14 protein-coding genes and 1 pseudogene are annotated in these 16,127 nt (G+C 49.8%); 13 read left to right on the plus strand and 2 right to left on the minus strand.

The window, feature by feature from the left end; all coding sequences use genetic code 11:
* Window positions 1-34 precede the first annotated feature (34 nt).
* From HMPREF9473_RS04380 to HMPREF9473_RS04430, 11 genes are all read left to right on the plus strand, one after another.
* Complete coding sequence (locus HMPREF9473_RS04380; RefSeq protein WP_006778858.1) at window positions 35-1,015, plus strand: LacI family DNA-binding transcriptional regulator; 981 nt, start codon at window positions 35-37, stop codon at window positions 1,013-1,015.
* A gap of 238 nt (window positions 1,016-1,253) precedes the next feature.
* Complete coding sequence (locus tag HMPREF9473_RS04385; RefSeq protein ID WP_006778859.1) at window positions 1,254-2,111, plus strand: tyrosine-type recombinase/integrase; 858 nt, start codon at window positions 1,254-1,256, stop codon at window positions 2,109-2,111.
* 429 nt (window positions 2,112-2,540) lie between these two features.
* Entirely contained in the window at window positions 2,541-3,404 is an 864-nt protein-coding gene (gene lepB / locus HMPREF9473_RS04390; RefSeq protein WP_138669888.1) for a signal peptidase I, read from the plus strand.
* A gap of 1 nt (window position 3,405) precedes the next feature.
* A complete protein-coding gene (locus HMPREF9473_RS04395) occupies window positions 3,406-5,679 on the plus strand; it encodes a GLUG motif-containing protein (RefSeq protein WP_006778861.1) in 2,274 nt (757 codons plus the stop codon).
* A 21-nt stretch (window positions 5,680-5,700) separates the two neighbouring features.
* Complete coding sequence (locus tag HMPREF9473_RS04400) at window positions 5,701-9,960, plus strand: hypothetical protein (RefSeq protein WP_006778862.1); 4,260 nt, start codon at window positions 5,701-5,703, stop codon at window positions 9,958-9,960.
* Window positions 9,961-9,976: 16 nt separating this feature from the next.
* Window positions 9,977-10,684 carry a hypothetical protein gene (locus HMPREF9473_RS04405; RefSeq protein WP_006778863.1) on the plus strand — a complete coding sequence of 236 codons (708 nt, stop codon included), beginning with the start codon at window positions 9,977-9,979 and terminating at the stop codon, window positions 10,682-10,684.
* Window positions 10,681-11,226 carry a hypothetical protein gene (locus tag HMPREF9473_RS25970; RefSeq protein ID WP_006778864.1) on the plus strand — a complete coding sequence of 182 codons (546 nt, stop codon included), beginning with the start codon at window positions 10,681-10,683 and terminating at the stop codon, window positions 11,224-11,226. Before HMPREF9473_RS04405 ends, HMPREF9473_RS25970 begins: the two co-directional genes overlap by 4 nt.
* 49 nt (window positions 11,227-11,275) lie before the next feature.
* Window positions 11,276-11,872 carry a hypothetical protein gene (locus HMPREF9473_RS25975; protein WP_006778865.1) on the plus strand — a complete coding sequence of 199 codons (597 nt, stop codon included), beginning with the start codon at window positions 11,276-11,278 and terminating at the stop codon, window positions 11,870-11,872.
* Window positions 11,873-11,888: 16 nt separating this feature from the next.
* Window positions 11,889-12,656: a hypothetical protein gene (locus HMPREF9473_RS04420; RefSeq protein WP_006778866.1), complete on the plus strand. Its 768-nt coding sequence runs from the start codon at window positions 11,889-11,891 to the stop codon at window positions 12,654-12,656.
* A 71-nt stretch (window positions 12,657-12,727) separates the two neighbouring features.
* Window positions 12,728-13,426 carry a hypothetical protein gene (locus HMPREF9473_RS04425; protein WP_006778867.1) on the plus strand — a complete coding sequence of 233 codons (699 nt, stop codon included), beginning with the start codon at window positions 12,728-12,730 and terminating at the stop codon, window positions 13,424-13,426.
* A 30-nt stretch (window positions 13,427-13,456) separates the two neighbouring features.
* Complete coding sequence (locus HMPREF9473_RS04430; protein WP_006778868.1) at window positions 13,457-13,651, plus strand: helix-turn-helix domain-containing protein; 195 nt, start codon at window positions 13,457-13,459, stop codon at window positions 13,649-13,651.
* Window positions 13,652-13,788: 137 nt separating this feature from the next.
* Here the strand turns inward: HMPREF9473_RS04430 and HMPREF9473_RS04435 are convergent, their stop codons facing one another.
* Together HMPREF9473_RS04435 and HMPREF9473_RS04440 are read right to left on the minus strand one after the other, a co-directional pair.
* On the minus strand, window positions 13,789-14,106 hold the full coding sequence (locus HMPREF9473_RS04435) for a type II toxin-antitoxin system RelE/ParE family toxin (RefSeq protein WP_006778869.1): 318 nt from the start codon (window positions 14,104-14,106) through the stop codon (window positions 13,789-13,791).
* Complete coding sequence (locus HMPREF9473_RS04440) at window positions 14,103-14,408, minus strand: type II toxin-antitoxin system RelB/DinJ family antitoxin (RefSeq protein WP_006778870.1); 306 nt, start codon at window positions 14,406-14,408, stop codon at window positions 14,103-14,105. The genes HMPREF9473_RS04435 and HMPREF9473_RS04440 overlap by 4 nt, the downstream gene beginning before the upstream one ends.
* A 175-nt stretch (window positions 14,409-14,583) precedes the next feature.
* On the opposite strand from HMPREF9473_RS04440, the gene HMPREF9473_RS04445 reads away from it, so the two are divergent.
* Together HMPREF9473_RS04445 and HMPREF9473_RS27540 are read left to right on the plus strand one after the other, a co-directional pair.
* Window positions 14,584-15,441 carry a tyrosine-type recombinase/integrase gene (locus HMPREF9473_RS04445; RefSeq protein WP_006778871.1) on the plus strand — a complete coding sequence of 286 codons (858 nt, stop codon included), beginning with the start codon at window positions 14,584-14,586 and terminating at the stop codon, window positions 15,439-15,441.
* 472 nt (window positions 15,442-15,913) lie between these two features.
* Window positions 15,914-16,127, plus strand: a pseudogene (locus HMPREF9473_RS27540) (signal peptidase I); the annotation flags it as partial.

A 16,127-nucleotide genomic window follows, 5' to 3' on the forward strand; every position in this document is an offset into this window, starting at 1 on the left:
CTATAAAACAGTGGGGAAAGGTGTCGTGAACAATATGGCAGCCAGAATAGAGGATGTTGCGGAAAAAGCCGGTGTTGCGGTGGCAACTGTTTCAAGAGTCATGAATAACCGGGGGGCAATATCAGAAAAAACAAGGAACAAAGTCTGGAGTGCAATTCAGGAGCTGGACTATCATCCCAGTCAGATTGCCAGAAATCTGCAGAGTCAAAAGACAGGGATTGTAGGTGTTATTGTACCTGACGTCAGCCACAATTTTTTTGCCAGGGAGGTCAGGTATCTGGAGGGAGCATTATGCGAGCGTGGGTATAAAATGATGCTTTGCAACGCCATGCATCAGAAGAATCTGGAGAGGGACTATATCCATATGCTGCAGTGCAACAAAGTAGATGGAATTATCCTGGCAAGTCATACACTGAAAAATGAGGTTTACGAAAAACTGAATCTGCCGCTGGTATCTCTGGACCGTTATCTTGGAGAAAACATTCCGGTGGTAACTTCCGACCATTATCAAGGTGGGATATTGGCGGGAAATGTTTTGGCAGAAAACAGATGTAAGTGTGTGGTTCAAATCTGTGGTGATGTCCGAATTGCAAAACCTTCTGACGACAGGCACGCGGCAGTTGAAGCTGTTTTAAAAAAGGCGGGAATTCGGTGTGAGCGTATGGGAATCCCTATGAATGTATTTGAGTATGGCGATTATAAAAAGCTGGTTTCCGATTTGTTTGACCAATATCCGGAGGCAGACGGCATTTTCTGTGTTGATAACATTGCCTGTGCTGTTTTACAGGAGGCAGCTAAGCGTGGGATTCCTGTGCCTGAGAAATTGAAGGTGATGGGATATGATGGAAATGATGTATCCAGAATGACAATTCCGGTGTTGACTACGGTGGAACAGCAGATGGAACCGCTGGCCAGACAGGCGGTAGATATTCTGATGGAGCAGATAGAGGGAAATAAAGTGATTGGAGTTTATAAAATTCCTGTGTTACTGGTGAAGGGAGAATCGGCAATATAAAATGTTTGTTAATTGCAGTGAGGGAGCAAAAGATGCGTATCACAATATAAATGATTACTGTGTGGTACATAACCTGCTTGAAAAATATACAGACAAAAATTCATAGATAGTATGCAATTAAATAAAGTATAATCATGGAAGAAATTACCAGAAAGCATTTAGATGTTTTTCTTGTAATTTCTTCCATTTGCGTTTATTGTAACAAGTAAGGAATCATACAAATGAAGGAGGGACTGTTATGAATAAATACAAAAATTTGACCGTCTCCAAAGATATGCTGCCGGCCTACCGGGAGTATCTGCGGGATGAGGAACGGAGCAGGGCTACTGTGGAGAAATATCTTCGGGATGTGAAGGTGTTCCTGGAATATGTGGGGGAGAACCAGGTGTTGGGGAAAGAGAGAATCCGGGAGTATAAGGAGGAACTGCGGGAGCGGTATAAGATATCCAGTGCCAATTCCATGCTGGCGGCGGTGAACAGCTTTTTGGTGTTTCTGGGGAGAGAGGAATTGAAGGTGAAGCTGTTTAAGGTGCAGAAGGTGTTGTATAGCAGACCGGAGCGGGAGATGACGGAGAAGGATTATGAAAAGCTGGTCCGGGCGGCTAGGCGGTGCGGGGATTTGAGTATGAGCATGCTGCTCCAGACCATTGGGAGCACCGGGATTCGCATCAGTGAGCTGCGGTTTATCACTGTGGAATCACTGGAAGCGGGGCGGGCGGAGATCTACAATAAAGGGAAATCGCGGGTGGTGCTGCTACCGGTGGAGTTGAGCAGGATGCTGAAGAAATATTGCAGGGAGGCCGGGATATTGTCTGGGAGCATTTTTGTCACGAAGCATGGGAATCCGGTGGACAGAAGCAATGTGAGCAAGAAAATGAAGCAGCTGGCCAGGGAAGCCGGCGTGGATGAAAACAGAGTGTTTCCGCATAATTTCCGGCATCTGTTTGCCAGGATATTTTATAGTGTGGAGAAGGATGTGGTGAGACTTATGGATTTGCTGGGGCATGCCAGCATCAGCACGACCAGAATTTACACCATGACAACGGAGGACCAGCCGAGGCGGCAGATGTCGCGGATGAAGCTGGTGCTAGGGTAGCTGGAAACAGCCATCCGGCGAAAAAATAAAAACACCCCATAATATGTATTATGAGGTATCAATATCAAATAGATAAGGGATTCTTCCCTTACGATATAGTCTATTATACCCACTTTCGTAAAAATTGCAAGGTTTGAAATGGAAATTGTTGCAAAATCCGACGAAAGATTCGCAGAATTGTGGAACGCTGGGGAGAGAAAATGGTGATTGGACGTGAAAGGTCAAAATCGCCTGTTTGTTGTGTCCAAATGTTTATAAGCAGAGTTCCTGCATTCTAAAGTATTTCCGATATATCTATAAATTCAATCGAAAAGTTATTCCAGATAGATACCAATTGGTCTTTTCCTTGAGCCGTATGAGAAAACTCTGGTTATGCCTTACTTCATAATACATATTACCGGGTCAACCCTGAAAGGAAGGTGCCAGACCGTGGAGACGGCGGGATACAGAGGCAGGTCCCGCAGGCAGGAGCCGAAGGGGAAAACAAAAAAAGAGAGAAAAACCTCCCATTTTCGGACGGTCCGATTCGGGGGATTCGATGAGAACCAGATGATCTGTTACCTGTGGGATATTGTGAAATCCGTGGAGGCGGCTCAGGATGCCGGAAATGGTTGCGGGGCCGGAAATCGCCGCGGAATCGGAAACAGCCGTGAGACCGGAAACGGCCGCGGAGATGGAGCGGGCCGGGATGCGGACCCCCTCACCAGGCTGGGGAAACAGATGCGCAGCCAGATTCGGGTGGAAATCCGACGCTATTTTGTGAGACGAAGGCGCAGAAATGTGAGGATGGCGCTTAGTATGGCGGCGGTGATTGTCTGCATTGCGGTTGTATTCGGCTGTTTGATTGGCGTGGACCGGGTGTCAGGAAATTCCATGTATCCGTATTTGAATCACGGAGACTGGATTGTATATAGCCGGATAGGCGAAAAGTATCAGAGGAATGAAGTTATCGTCTTTGAGAAAAATGGAGAGAGCATGGTAAAGAGGATAGCGGGCCTGCCTGGAGACCGGGTGGAAGTCAACTCGTCGGGAAGCCATGTGGTGGTTAACGGGCAGGAAATTCAGGAAGACTATGTGACACTGTCGGATGCAGATGTCGGAAACAAAAAAGCGAATACAGAGAAAGCAGAGGAACAGCCCGGAATGACCCAGACAGTGATGAACGGGCAATATCTGGTGCTGGGGGACAACCGCAGCGTGTCAATCGACAGCCGTGACAGCAGCATCGGAACGGTGCCGTCCGGAGAAATACAGGGAAGAGTGATTTTGATTATCAGGGGGAATGGAGGATAACATGAGCCGTTTTATATTACATACGAAAACAGGAAAGAGGGAATATCGGAAGTATCTGGCCACAGGGACCGCCTGTCTCATCCTGGCCTTTGTGGCAGGGTATATGATTCACAGTATCGGGACGGCCAGAGCCAAGAGCCGGGAACTGGTGCTGCTTTACACAGAGGAAGAATTCGCCCAGTACCTGCTGGATACGGAAAGTGAGGAATATAACCTGAATGGCAGATATCAGCTGGAGGAAGATTTGGATTTAAGCTGGCTGGAATATTCTATCGGGACGAATATAGAGCCGTTTACCGGAAGTCTTGACGGGAACGGGCATATGATAAGCGGCCTTGGGAGACCGCTGTTTGGAGTGGTGGAGGACGCGGAGATAGAGAACCTGTTTTTAAGCGAGGCGGAGATACTGAGTCCATTTACCTATTCCGATGGGGAGCATTACGTGGACGGGTATGGAGCATTGGCAGCCTATGCCATAGACTCCCGGATAGCAGACTGTGGAATGAATGGAGAGATATACACGGCGAGTCCTTCGGAGGCGGAATATCTGCTGGAAAAAGGGAATACAGAGGAGGACGAGGAACAGAAGGGACCTGGGATGGCAGAAAGTACGGCTGTTTCAGAGACATCGGAAGAAATAGGCCCTGGTCTCACGGAGGAAGAAAAAGGGAAAAACGAAGGAGACACTGGAATAGAAGCGGGCCCCGGATATGAGTCAGAGTCTGGGGAAGGTATGGAATCGGAAAGCAGTGCGACAGATGAGAGCAGTACAGATGGAGAGAAGGGCCCCGCAGGGGAAACAAGCGCCTCAGAAGAAAGCAGCAGTGAAGAAGCTGGAAATACAGGAGGAGCAGCCGGTGAAGGAACTGACAACTCCGAAGGAGCGTCCGATAGTGAAGAATCTGGAGAAACAGAAAACGGTGGTGGAAGCGGCAATACGGAAGGGACCAATAGCAGTGAGTCGACAGGCAGTACTGATGGAGAAAGTGTTGAAGAAACCAATAACGGCAATGCATCCGGCAGTACTGGAGGAGAGAGCAATTTAGAATCGGAAGGCAAAGGAGAAACACCAAGCAGCGGAGTATCTGAGGGCACCGGAGGAAATGATGGCGTCGCTGGAAACACGAATGAGTCAAATAACAGCGGCACAGAAGGTACAGCAGCCGGGCAGATAGAAGCAAACCAGCCATTACCAGAATCTGGCGGGACATCTGACGGTACGGTGGCGGCAAACATTTCAGAAACAGTAGGCTATCAAGCTATCAGCCGCAGACAGCTGATGTTAAAACTGCCCGTCATGGTAGATGCCAATACGGAATCTATCCAGGACTCTATCCAGTCAGCCAGCCCATCCGACGCAACCCCGCCCGACGCCCAAGGCCCGGCGGGAAGTGATGCGCCATCCGATTCCGGCGGACAGAATTCGCAGATTGATGAGAGTGACATGACATTTGATGAACCAGAAGAATCAATTGAATACATCGGCAACCCGGACGGCGATATTTACATCCTAGTAACAGCGGAACGGGTAACTGTTGGTGGTCTTATCGCAGAAACATCCGGGGAAACGCTGATATCCAACAGTTTTACACTGGCGACAATCAGCTCCGCATTGGGAGATATTGAGACATATACCGGAGGTTTTGTCGGAATCACAGGACATGACACCCGGATTGAGAACAGTTATGCCTCCGGGCTGGCAGACAGCGATGACATTACAGGAGGTTTCACTGCTATCCACAACGGTTTCATTCAGAACAGCTACTCCGCCATGATAATCGGAGAATCAGGAAACATTCGTGCAGCTTTCTGCGCGACAGGGGAAGGTCAGCTGGACGGCTGTGTGTATGACATCCAGATGGCCTGCACCGATGAAATATTTTCGCTGGCGGAGGAATTACCGGACGAAGATGGGGAGCGATTAAAGGGTCTACATACCAGCCGCATGACAGGCGCAAACCCGGAGATTCTGGGAACCTGGTACACCACCGAGGGAGCCTATCCCCAGATAGAATCCTTTGCATTGAGCGACCAGGAAACAATTACATCGGCATCGAAGGTATCCGCCATCGCCCTGTCTCTGCCGGAGGACCGCTCTCTGGCTGATGCGGTGACAGACGGAGAACTCATTCTGCCAGCCGAAATCGATGGCCAGACCATTGACTGGGAGGCCGATGGCAGTATCCGCATTGATGAAAACAACCAGATACTGGTAGAGAGTGGAAGTGTTCCGGAGACAGAAAATAACAATCAGACAAATACAGCAGCCAGATAACAAAACGTGGGAGGAAACGGAATGAGAACGAAACGGAAAAAACATAATAGGAAGCGCTGGGCGTTAAGTCTTCTGCTTGCGGTTCTCATCATGCCGGGAGTAAAACCGTTTGCCGCCGCTGCGGAAGAAAGCCAGGCCGAAGAGACCACGTTAGAACCGGTTACAGAGACACCACAGACAGAAGCCGGCTCCGTCACTGCCACGTTAGGCGGGATATCCCGGACGGTATCGCTCAAGGTAGCACCTCGCGAAGCCGTTACATACGCTGACTATGCCGACTGGGCTGGGGTAGGGGCAGTACAGACAGAAGAAGACCTGAAAGCGACCGGGGCGCTGGAGGGAAGTGGCACAGTTGAGGCCCCATGGAAGATAGGAAAGCCGGAAGCATTAGCCTGGTTTATGGTGAAGGTAAATGCCGGAGAATTGACGAAAGATTATCAAAATGTACTTCTTACAGCAGATATCAGTCTTCGTGGAGACGGATTCGGAGGCAGTGCTGCCACACCGCTGGAATGGGTACCCATTGCGTCTTATTCAGGTACCTTTGATGGAGGGAATCATGAGATTGATTATTTGTGTGGAGAAGGAACTGACAAATCCCTGGGGTTGATTAATAGAATGGCGGGAGCTGTTATCCAAAATGTTCATATCGGTGCCAACAGTTCATTGAATGGCAGTCAAGCCGCTAGTATTGCTGTGGTTGCGGCGAATGGAGTGAATACAATGACAAATTGCTCCAACAAGGGGGCTATGACAGGTATTGGGCATAGTGCTGGCCTGGTATGTGGTGTAAGTGACGGAGGGCGTTTAGATATAAGCAGATGCTGGAATGAAGGGAAAATTGTTGGCGAAAGTGGATTATCAGGGGGGCTTGTAGGGTGGTATTACAGTAGCAGCAGTGCTGGAAGCATGATAACCGACTGTTATAACAGTGGTGAAATTGTGTGTAATACGACGGATGCTTCAGGTGCCTCTGGCATTGCAGGCACTTATGTATATGATAGCCGTGTTCGTGCTTATATTGTGAATTGTTATAACGTAGGAATAATGAGTGGGAAGAGTAATAAATTCAGCATTACGACTAACAATTCTTCTGGCAGATTCTCCAACTGTTTTTACTATTTAGGTGACGGTCACAGCGGTTCATCATCATACGCCGGAGCTACTGCGCTTACTGAGACGCAACTGAAATCCTGGGCCGCCGCCTATGCATTAAATGGCCAGAATATGGACGGAGCCTGGAAATATACAGAGGGGCAATACCCAGTGTTTGGTGAACTAGACCCTCCTAATGATTGGTCTGTGGTGGGGCAGGGTGTTATTGACGGATTGATAACCTCTTCTGCTCTGGCGGGAGATGGAACGAAAGATTCACCGCTTCAGATAAGTACCGCCGAACAGATGGCAGTGCTGGCAGTAAGGGTGAATGCCGGAGAGACGTCCCTCTGTGCCGACCTGAACGCAGATATCAACTTGTTTGGAGAGCCGTACAGCAGAGTTTCCTATGATGCGGGAGAGCCAGATATCGTCAATAAAGCACTACGGTGGGTACCAATCGGTAGTGATGTGGATGGGAAGCGATACACAGGAACCTTCAACGGAAACGGTTATACCATTTCTGCCATGCGGGCAAAAGACAGTCGAAGCCAGGGACTCTTTGGTACATTAGGAAATAATGCCTCCATTAAGAAAACCAGTATTTCCGATATCCGGATTGAGGTTTCAGGTACTGGTGGTGGAGGAATCGCAGGATTTGTGAATGGAACTGGCGTAACGATAACCGAGTGTGGGCTAGTGGGTACTTTCAGCGGAAGCGGCATGTTTTTTGGAGGCTGTGTGGGCGCCGCATCTAATACGGCAGAGATGACTTTGGATGGATGCTATAACTTAGGTAATATTGATATCACAGGTGGAGTTAGTGTAGGAGGCATCTTCGGCACCACAGCAGAGTACACCGTTCCGGGTCATGTGACAATTCGAAACAGCATGAACAGAGGAAGTGTGGCGGGCGATGCGCATATTGGTGGAATCGTCGCATATGCAAAAAAAGGGGCAGTAACCATAGCAGGATGTTATAATGCCGGAGTTGTATCGGCGGCCCCCACCGGCGATAAGGGTTCCATAGTTGGTTGCTATGCTGATGTGAATGATACGGATATTAAAGATTGTCTGATTGAGAAAGAGTATGAATATGGAACCAACGTAAACTGCCTGGTAGTAGAGCGGAAGGCCCTTGGAACCTGGGGAGCCGCCTGGCGGTTGAACGGGGGCAGTCTGCAGCAGACTACGGGGCTCTCATGGACTTACGATAAGGACAGCGAATATCCGGTCTTAGGTGCCACAGGCCTGCCATCCGCAGAAAGCTGGGAGCAGGTAGGGGAAGCGGTGGAATACGGCCTTATCAAAGACAAGGGTAAACCATCTGGAGATGGAAATGCATCCCCCTATCAGATAACGGCCCCGGAACAGCTGGCGTGGTTTGCCTACCAGGTCAATGTACCGAAAGACAGGGAAATCAAAGGTGTTCTTGTAAACAATATCGATATGAAAGCGGCGGAGGGAAGCTACATATCCGATGGGCGCCTGAACTGGATTCCAATCGGAAAAGACCAGCTCCATATGTACCAGGGAGCCTTTGAAAGTAAGGATTTATCCAATCCTGATGATACCCATAAGATATACCGGATTCAGAACCTGTATGCCATCACAGAAGACGCCGCCGGATTATTCGGCTATGTGTGGAACGGAACAATTACCAGAATCGGATTAGCCAATGTAGATATAAGCGGAGCCTCAGCCGGGGGAATTGTAGGAAATCTTCTGGGGACGGCGGAGGCTGCCCAGTGCTACAACCGGAGTGAAAGCCCTGGAAGCGGGAGCGTGACAGCCATTGACAGTGCCGGAGGAATCGCGGGACAGGTAAGTGGCGGGGTAGTCCGGGACTGTTATAACCAGGAAACTGTGATCAAGGGGACAGAAGCATCGTCCAGCGCCGGAGGAATTGCAGGGAGTGTGTTGGGAACGATACGAAACAGTTACAGCGCCTGCGGAACAGCTGGAAGTATTACGGCCGGCGGCAGCACCAGTGCCGCTGGAGCGGTAGCCGGATATCCTGACGGTGTAATGAGCCAGTGTTACAGTGATACCGGATGGAGTGGAGACAGCGTGTCGATGGCGGACAGCACGCATGTCAGCCGTTTGTATGCCACCGGGAATACGGAGCTGCAGAAGCAGACCGCTGAACTGAACACCGTAAACGGGACCCAGCAGATGAAGGAAAACCGAATCTGGTATACCAGCCTGGAATCAGAGGCAACAAAAGGCTGGCCGACACTGGAGCCGCCAGTAAAGATGCTGTCCCTGGGAACGGTGACGCCAGTGGACAACTCATCCGGAGCAGCCGGAGAGCAGTTATCCCTGGGCTCAGGAGTCACTATATCCGATGCAAAAGTACGCGATGTCAGCCAGGAAACCACCGGAACGCAGACGGTATCCCTGGCGGAGTGGAAGATTGAATACTATACCGGCTGGGGAACCACAAGCGCCAATGGAAAGATCGGTCTGTCCGGAGTGGGAGGCACATCCGCCATACTGAAGCCGGACCAGATGTCACTGGAGAATCCGGTGCAAGGACTTGGAACCATCAGCGGCCTGAAGGTATATACAGGAGCAGCATGCACGTATCCGACAGACAGAGACATCCTGGTGGAACTGTCTTCGGGAAGTGACCGTTATGAGATACGGTTTACCATCAAGGGAGTTACCAGCAAGAGCCTGGTCGTGGACCTGCCGAATGGGGTGGCGATGGCAGATGAACTGATGCCGGATGGAACCGAGAAGACCGCATACAGCGTGGATACGGCCATCCAAAACAGCCAGAATTATCCCATGGAGGGAAAGATACTCAAAGCAGTGCCCATCAGTAAAACAGACATAGCCACCTACCAGGCTCTGAAACCAATCGCGAAAACGACGAATTATGGAAGCGGCCAGATTTATGAAGCTGGAGTCAGACTGGGAATCACGAATCCGAAGACGGGAACCGGAGTTATTAGTGGAGACCTTTACTATAATCCGGATGCAACAGGAGATACCAATCCCTGGATGACATGCCAGTTAAAAGCTGCCGGAGGGACCCTGCCATACCGATATTTCCTGAAATACAAGGCAGACCCGTACTATGACAGCGAACATCCAAACTTTGGATACACCATCAGTTACCAGTTCGGGCTTATGGCGAATGATTACAGCGCTGCGGCCGGAGCCGTGGCATGGCAGTAGACGGGTGGCAGAACAGATGAGAGAACAGAAGAGAAATCAAGAAAGCCAGCAGGAGGACTTACAGGAAGGACGGCAGGTGGACTGGAAAGAAAGACAAAAGGAAAAACGGCAGGAGAATCAGAGAGAAAAACAGCCGGAGAACGGGCAGATTGGAGGCGCTCCGATTTCCGGCCCGGCCGGAACGAAGACCAGTCGCTCCAAACACCGTCATCGCAGAAATCGGTGGATATCCGTGACGGTTGTGCTGCTGGTTGTGATACTTGGCTCAGCCGCCGCTGTGTCCTGTTATGGGTTCCCCACACCCATCCAGGCCCAGCTGGATATCCGCCCGGAAAAACATGCCCAAAAGGGTACTCTGACATCAGGAGAATCAGGGGAAGCAAAACCGGTGGAAGCCGGGAGCTTCCGGGTAATGCTCAACCAACTGCCCACCATAGAGATAGGCAGCCAGGACTGCAACATCGAATATGAGAACCCGGAGGAAAACCATTACAGCTCCAGAATCAGTCTGTATCTGAAAGAAACTGGCAGATTGATAGGCGGCACCACCCGCGTGGACCCGGGATACTACGTGGAGAGCGTCCGGCTGAAAGAGAGTCTACCGCCCGGAGAATACCCGGTTACAGTCAGAATTGAATTGTTTGAGGACAAAACACCGGCTGGTGAGATGTCCATCGATATCACACTGCGGATGATAGAAAACCAGGAAGGAGAGACAGGATGAGCCACAAAAGAACACGCGTAATCCATATGAACCTGCTGGTCATCGGCCTGTCAGTCCTGTTCTGTCTGGCGGTGCTGGTGGCAGCCGGATACCTGGTATCCACCCGCACCCAGCCAGTCCAGGCTGCCGCGGAACCCGTTTCTCTGGTCGCCGAAGGCAACGTGAAAACAGGAACCCTGAACCAGGACCCGGAGAAACGCCAGGAGGAGTTAAACCAGGTGGTGGAGGAGGGCATGCTGGCCTTCTCCATCAATGCCACCCCATTCATGAAAAACGGGACCTCCACAGCCAACCTTCTGATAGAGAACCCGCCTGGCAATGGAAAGCGGTTCACGATCACTATCCAGAGAAATGACACGGAAGAAGTTATCTACCAGTCCGGCTACCTGGACCCGGAGCAGTACATCGATGATGTACCTCTGGACGTGGTGCTCCCCAAAGGGGAATACCCCTGCACGGCCTACTTTGACGCTTACCGGATCGAGGACAACGTCTACATCGGAAGAGCCGGAGCGGAGATTAAACTGTATGTTTTGGAGTAAGCCCGGATGCCGTCCGGGCACCGGGTAGAAAGCAGGGAGGTGAAAGGAAATGGAGATGGCGGAAGAAACACAAATCAGAGAGAGCCGGGGCAGCCGCAGAGGGGCCCCCGGCGGCAGAAACGGAAAAACGAATATCAAAGTGCTGGCCTTCCTTCTTCTGGCCGTCTGCTGTATGGCAGGAGCCGCCGCAGGCGTTTATTTAAGCCGCCAGAGGGCCGCCCCGGTATCCCAGCAGGGCCTGACCTATGAGGCCAACGTGGTCTCCGGTGATATCCCCGGAAAGACAAGGGAACAGCGCCAGAAAGAACTGGACAGCGTAGTGGAGGAGGGCATGCTTGCCATGTCCATGAATGTAACGCCCTTCGGGAAAACCACCGGAGCGGACTGTTCCATCAACTGGATGATAGAAAATCCCTCCAACCAGGGAAAACTGATCCGCGTGGAAATCACCCGTGACGACACCGGGGAGAAGATATTTGAGACAGGAGCCATCCGTCCGGGAAACTATCTGGAATCAGGCCCGTTGCTCATACCTCTTCCCGCCGGGGAGTACGACTGCACTGCCGTATTCCTGGCATACCAGGAAGAGACCGAGACCCTGATGGGGCAGGCCGCCGTCAAAATCAAACTGGTCTTACAGGAATGAAAGGAGGGAAACGTTTATGAATAAGAATAGGAAACAGAACCATAGAACATCCGGTATGTCAGACATTGCCGAAATCTCTGGAAGCTCTGGAAGTTCCAGAAACTCCAGAATTGTCGGAAGCTTCAGGATATCCGGAAACTCCATAATCGCCGGAATCCGGGCCATTCTTCTTGCGTTTGTCCTCTGTATCGTACAGGCCGGTCCAGTTTTGGCAGAGGCAGAGATGGGCGATGTCACCTTCCCCATCCAGGATTCCAGTGCGGCGCAGGACTCCGTCCTGACTGGCAACATCAACGTGGAACTGTTATCCATCGCCCTTCCGGCCGGCGGCCTGGAGTTCACCGTGGACACATTAAGGGAATTCAGCCTGGACAATCCAGGTGGCCAGTTTGAGGATATGGACCTGCCAATCATGAACCGTTCCAAAGTTCCCATCCAGGTGGAAGTTTCCCAAGTGGCGGAGGTGACAAAGGGCGACCTGCATTTCGAGGATAAATTCTCCGACCAGGAGAAACAGTCCTTCCAGCTGGTAGACCAGATATCCAAGGTAGGCCCCATGGGAACAGCCATCCTGGTGCTGGGAGTCTCCGGCCAGACATACAGCACAGCCCAGGAATTCGAACGGCAGGCATTTCTTCCAGGAAGAACCGGCAGCATTTACATCACGGAAATCCCGGCGGAGGAGACCGTACACCTGAAACTGTACGGAAAAGTGGCCCCGGATTTCTACGGACAATACCAGTTCACCGTCCGCCCCACATTAAAAATCAGCGCAGCCAGATAACAGGAACTGCCGGCTGGTTGATATAAAGCAGCAAAGCATTAAAAAGAAAAAGGAGTAGGAGGATTCACACAATGAAAAGAGGAAAAAGAGCAGCAGCGGTGGCATTGGCCATCGGATTGGCAGTGACAGGGAGCATGGCGTCCCTTGCGGATACGCCGGGAGTCAAAGAGGTCGGAGGCCTTGGGGCAGACGGAACAACAGACTCCACATTGACAGGCACCATCAATATTACAAACATTCAGGTAGAGGTGCCGATTAAGGCCAGCTTTGACATTGACCCCAACGTAGCGATAACAGCGGATACTACGATTGTGACAAGCACGGATGCCACAAACACAAATCAGATAACGGGACAGGCAACCAACTACACGATTAAGAATCTGTCTAAAGTGCCTTTGGTAGTCAGCATAACGGGGATAAAAACAAATGACGGCACAACGGATGGAATTCCGGAACTTGTCAATACGATGGATGACCTTACCGGAAAAAATGTGATGTTTGCAGTCCGCAAAAATGGCGAAGCAATCAAATATCCAGCAGCCGCAACAGATAGCACCAAAAAATGGATGATGGCTGATGCGATTAAACCAGACAGCCCTTACTATGTAACAGAGGGCGGAGCTTCCGCCAATGTCCTAGGCCCAGTAGGTTCCTCCACTGCAGATATAACCATGAAACTGTATGGGGCCACAGGGGATGGATGGAGAAATGGAGAGAGTTTCGATGTGATTCCCACATTCACCATTGCATTGCAGAGTGCAAGTTCATAAAATTAATTAAAAATATAGGAGGAAACCCATATGGCAACAAGAATCCCATGCACCCCATTCGGCAAAAAGATGAAGATTGCAATGGTAGAGCAGGACATCCCCCAGCAGGAACTGGCCAGACGCCTTGGCATCGCCAACTCCACCGTCAGCGATATTATTTACGGCCGCAACCAGTGTGAGCGTACCAAGGAACGTATTGCGGAAACCCTTGGAATCAAGGCATAAGAATATAGATAAAACTACCCCCTAAAGTTAGAACATAAATCTAACGGACGGGGGTAGTTTTTTGTGAGACAGTATAAGTACAAAATACTTTTGGATTCGAGATTCTAGTGGTAGAGTTATAGTCAAATTAAGTATTATTAAATCATGTTTTGGGTATCTTGCCCACCATAAAAGATTCGAATTACTGTGACCGTATGGGACTCTTCTTCAACAGTGTAGTAGACAACATAGTTGTCCACGGGGAGTTTGTGCATCTGCATCCGTCTCCAAGGTTCCCATTCTACAAAGGAATGCCTCATTGGCATGAAATCAAGAGAGCGTATTTCCTGGCGAATACGATTTACCTGGTTCTGTGCAGTATCTGGGGCTTGAAGTTCGAATGCGATATAGGAATAGATTTTTCGAATATCGTCAAATGCAGCCGGAGAATAGATGACCTTATACCCATCACTCATAGGCCAAATTCCTTAGCGAGTTCAGCATCTACATCATCAGCTGTATAAAATTTGCCGGACTTCAAGGATTCAATCCCTTTGGTAAGCTCGGTATCAAGCTCGGTTTGGCTCATGCCGCCAATAGCAGTTGGCTTAACAGGAGGCAGCTGAAGATTAAGAGGGAATCCTCTTTTAAGAACTATTTGGCTGTAAAGCATTTGGATAGCACTGGATGGAGAAATACCAAGCTGACTCAGAATATTTTCGGCATTTTCCTTAAGTTCATTATCAATACGTGCATAAACGGCTGTTGTGTTTGCCATATATATCACACTCCTTTTCTTATATTATACCCTAAAATGTTCTAAATGCAAGCATTTGCAAGCAAAAAAATTAAAATATGAAAAACGTCAAACAGTGGACTGTTTATCTTGTTTTTTCTTCCATTTGCGTTTATTGTAAACGGTAAGGAATCATACAAATGAAGGAGGGACTGTTATGAATAAACGCAAAAATTTGACTATTTCCAAGGAAATGCTGCCGGCCTACCGGGAGTATCTGCGGGATGAGGAACGGAGCAGGGCTACTGTGGAGAAATATCTTCGGGATGTGAGGGTATTCCTGGAATATGTGGGGGAGAATCAGGTGTTGGGGAAAGAGAGAATCAGGGAGTATAAGGAGGAACTGCGGGAGAGGTATAAGATATCCAGCGCCAATTCCATGCTGGCGGCGGTGAACAGCTTTTTGGTGTTTCTGGGGAGAGAGGAGCTGAAGGTGAAGCTGTTTAGGGTGCAGAAGGTGTTGTACAGCAGACCGGAGAGGGAGATGACGGAGAAGGATTATGAAAAGCTGGTCCGGGCAGCCAGGCGGTGCGGGGATTTGAGTATGAGCATGCTGCTCCAGACCATTGGGAGCACCGGGATCCGCATCAGTGAGCTGCGGTTTATCACTGTGGAATCACTGGAAGCGGGGCGGGCGGAGATCTACAATAAAGGGAAATCGCGGGTGGTGCTGCTGCCGGTGGAGTTGAGCAGGATGCTGAAGAAGTATTGCAGGGAGGCCGGGATATTAACCGGGAGCATTTTTGTTACGAAGCATGGGAATCCGGTGGACAGAAGTAATGTGAGCAAGAAAATGAAGCAGCTGGCCAGGGAAGCCGGAGTGGATGAAAACAGAGTGTTCCCTCATAATTTCCGGCATCTGTTTGCCAGGATATTTTATAGCGTGGAGAAGGATGTGGTGAGACTGATGGATTTGCTGGGACATGCCAGTATCAGCACGACCAGAATTTACACCATGACAACGGAGGACCAGCCGAGGCGGCAGATGTCGCGGATGCGGATGGTGCTGGGTTAGCTTGATAAGCCTAGCAGGTGCATAAAATAAAAATACCCCATAATGAGTATTATGCGGTATCTACAACATCTAAAAGAAGGGATTTCCCTTCATGATATAGTCTATTATACCCACTTTCGTAAAAATTGCAAGATTGGAAATGGAAAAAATTGCAAAATACGAGGAAGAATTCGCAGAATTGTGGTGTAATGGGAAGAAAATCCGGTGATTTGGCTTTTGGGGCTGAAATCGCCTGTTTGTGGTGCCATAAAATCATTTACATCTGTGCTGTTCTGTTTGATATCCCAATATGAGAAGCGAAAATGTAATAAAAAATCATAGGAAATGGCAATATACTGCTGTCCATTTCAAGAAATAAGGAATATTCCACTTCATAATACTCATTACAGAGTAAAAGCCGAAAGGAAGGTGCCAGTCCGTGGAGACAGTCGGAGGCAGAGGAAAGTCCCGCAGACAGGAACGGAGCGGACGGATGAGGAAAAGAAAGAGGGAATCCCATTTTCCTACGGTCCGTTATGGAGGATTTGAGGAAAGCCAGATTATCTGCTATCTGTGGGAGCTTGTGAAGTCTGTGGAATCCATCGGGGGGAAGTTAAAAGCCGGAATAAAGCCTGGTGGAGAAAACCGGACCAGGGAATGTCTGGGAGAACTGGCAGACTTAGAAAAACAGATGCGCGGACGCGTGC

The sequence above is a fragment of the Hungatella hathewayi WAL-18680 genome (genome assembly GCF_000235505.1).
Classification (GTDB): domain Bacteria; phylum Bacillota; class Clostridia; order Lachnospirales; family Lachnospiraceae; genus Hungatella_A; species Hungatella_A hathewayi_A.

Bases quoted from the DNA above. Each gene is read 5' to 3' on its own strand.
- HMPREF9473_RS25975 (WP_006778865.1), top strand. From the start codon at position 11,276: ATGGAGATGGCGGAAGAAACACAAATCAGAGAGAGCCGGGGCAGCCGC.
- HMPREF9473_RS04395 (WP_006778861.1), top strand. From the start codon at position 3,406: ATGAGCCGTTTTATATTACATACGAAAACAGGAAAGAGGGAATATCGG.
- HMPREF9473_RS04435 (WP_006778869.1), bottom strand. From the start codon at position 14,106: ATGAGTGATGGGTATAAGGTCATCTATTCTCCGGCTGCATTTGACGAT.
- HMPREF9473_RS04430 (WP_006778868.1), top strand. From the start codon at position 13,457: ATGGCAACAAGAATCCCATGCACCCCATTCGGCAAAAAGATGAAGATT.
- HMPREF9473_RS04380 (WP_006778858.1), top strand. From the start codon at position 35: ATGGCAGCCAGAATAGAGGATGTTGCGGAAAAAGCCGGTGTTGCGGTG.
- HMPREF9473_RS04445 (WP_006778871.1), top strand. From the start codon at position 14,584: ATGAATAAACGCAAAAATTTGACTATTTCCAAGGAAATGCTGCCGGCC.
- HMPREF9473_RS04400 (WP_006778862.1), top strand. From the start codon at position 5,701: ATGAGAACGAAACGGAAAAAACATAATAGGAAGCGCTGGGCGTTAAGT.
- HMPREF9473_RS04420 (WP_006778866.1), top strand. From the start codon at position 11,889: ATGAATAAGAATAGGAAACAGAACCATAGAACATCCGGTATGTCAGAC.
- HMPREF9473_RS04385 (WP_006778859.1), top strand. From the start codon at position 1,254: ATGAATAAATACAAAAATTTGACCGTCTCCAAAGATATGCTGCCGGCC.
- HMPREF9473_RS04425 (WP_006778867.1), top strand. From the start codon at position 12,728: ATGAAAAGAGGAAAAAGAGCAGCAGCGGTGGCATTGGCCATCGGATTG.
- HMPREF9473_RS04440 (WP_006778870.1), bottom strand. From the start codon at position 14,408: ATGGCAAACACAACAGCCGTTTATGCACGTATTGATAATGAACTTAAG.
- HMPREF9473_RS25970 (WP_006778864.1), top strand. From the start codon at position 10,681: ATGAGCCACAAAAGAACACGCGTAATCCATATGAACCTGCTGGTCATC.
- HMPREF9473_RS04405 (WP_006778863.1), top strand. From the start codon at position 9,977: ATGAGAGAACAGAAGAGAAATCAAGAAAGCCAGCAGGAGGACTTACAG.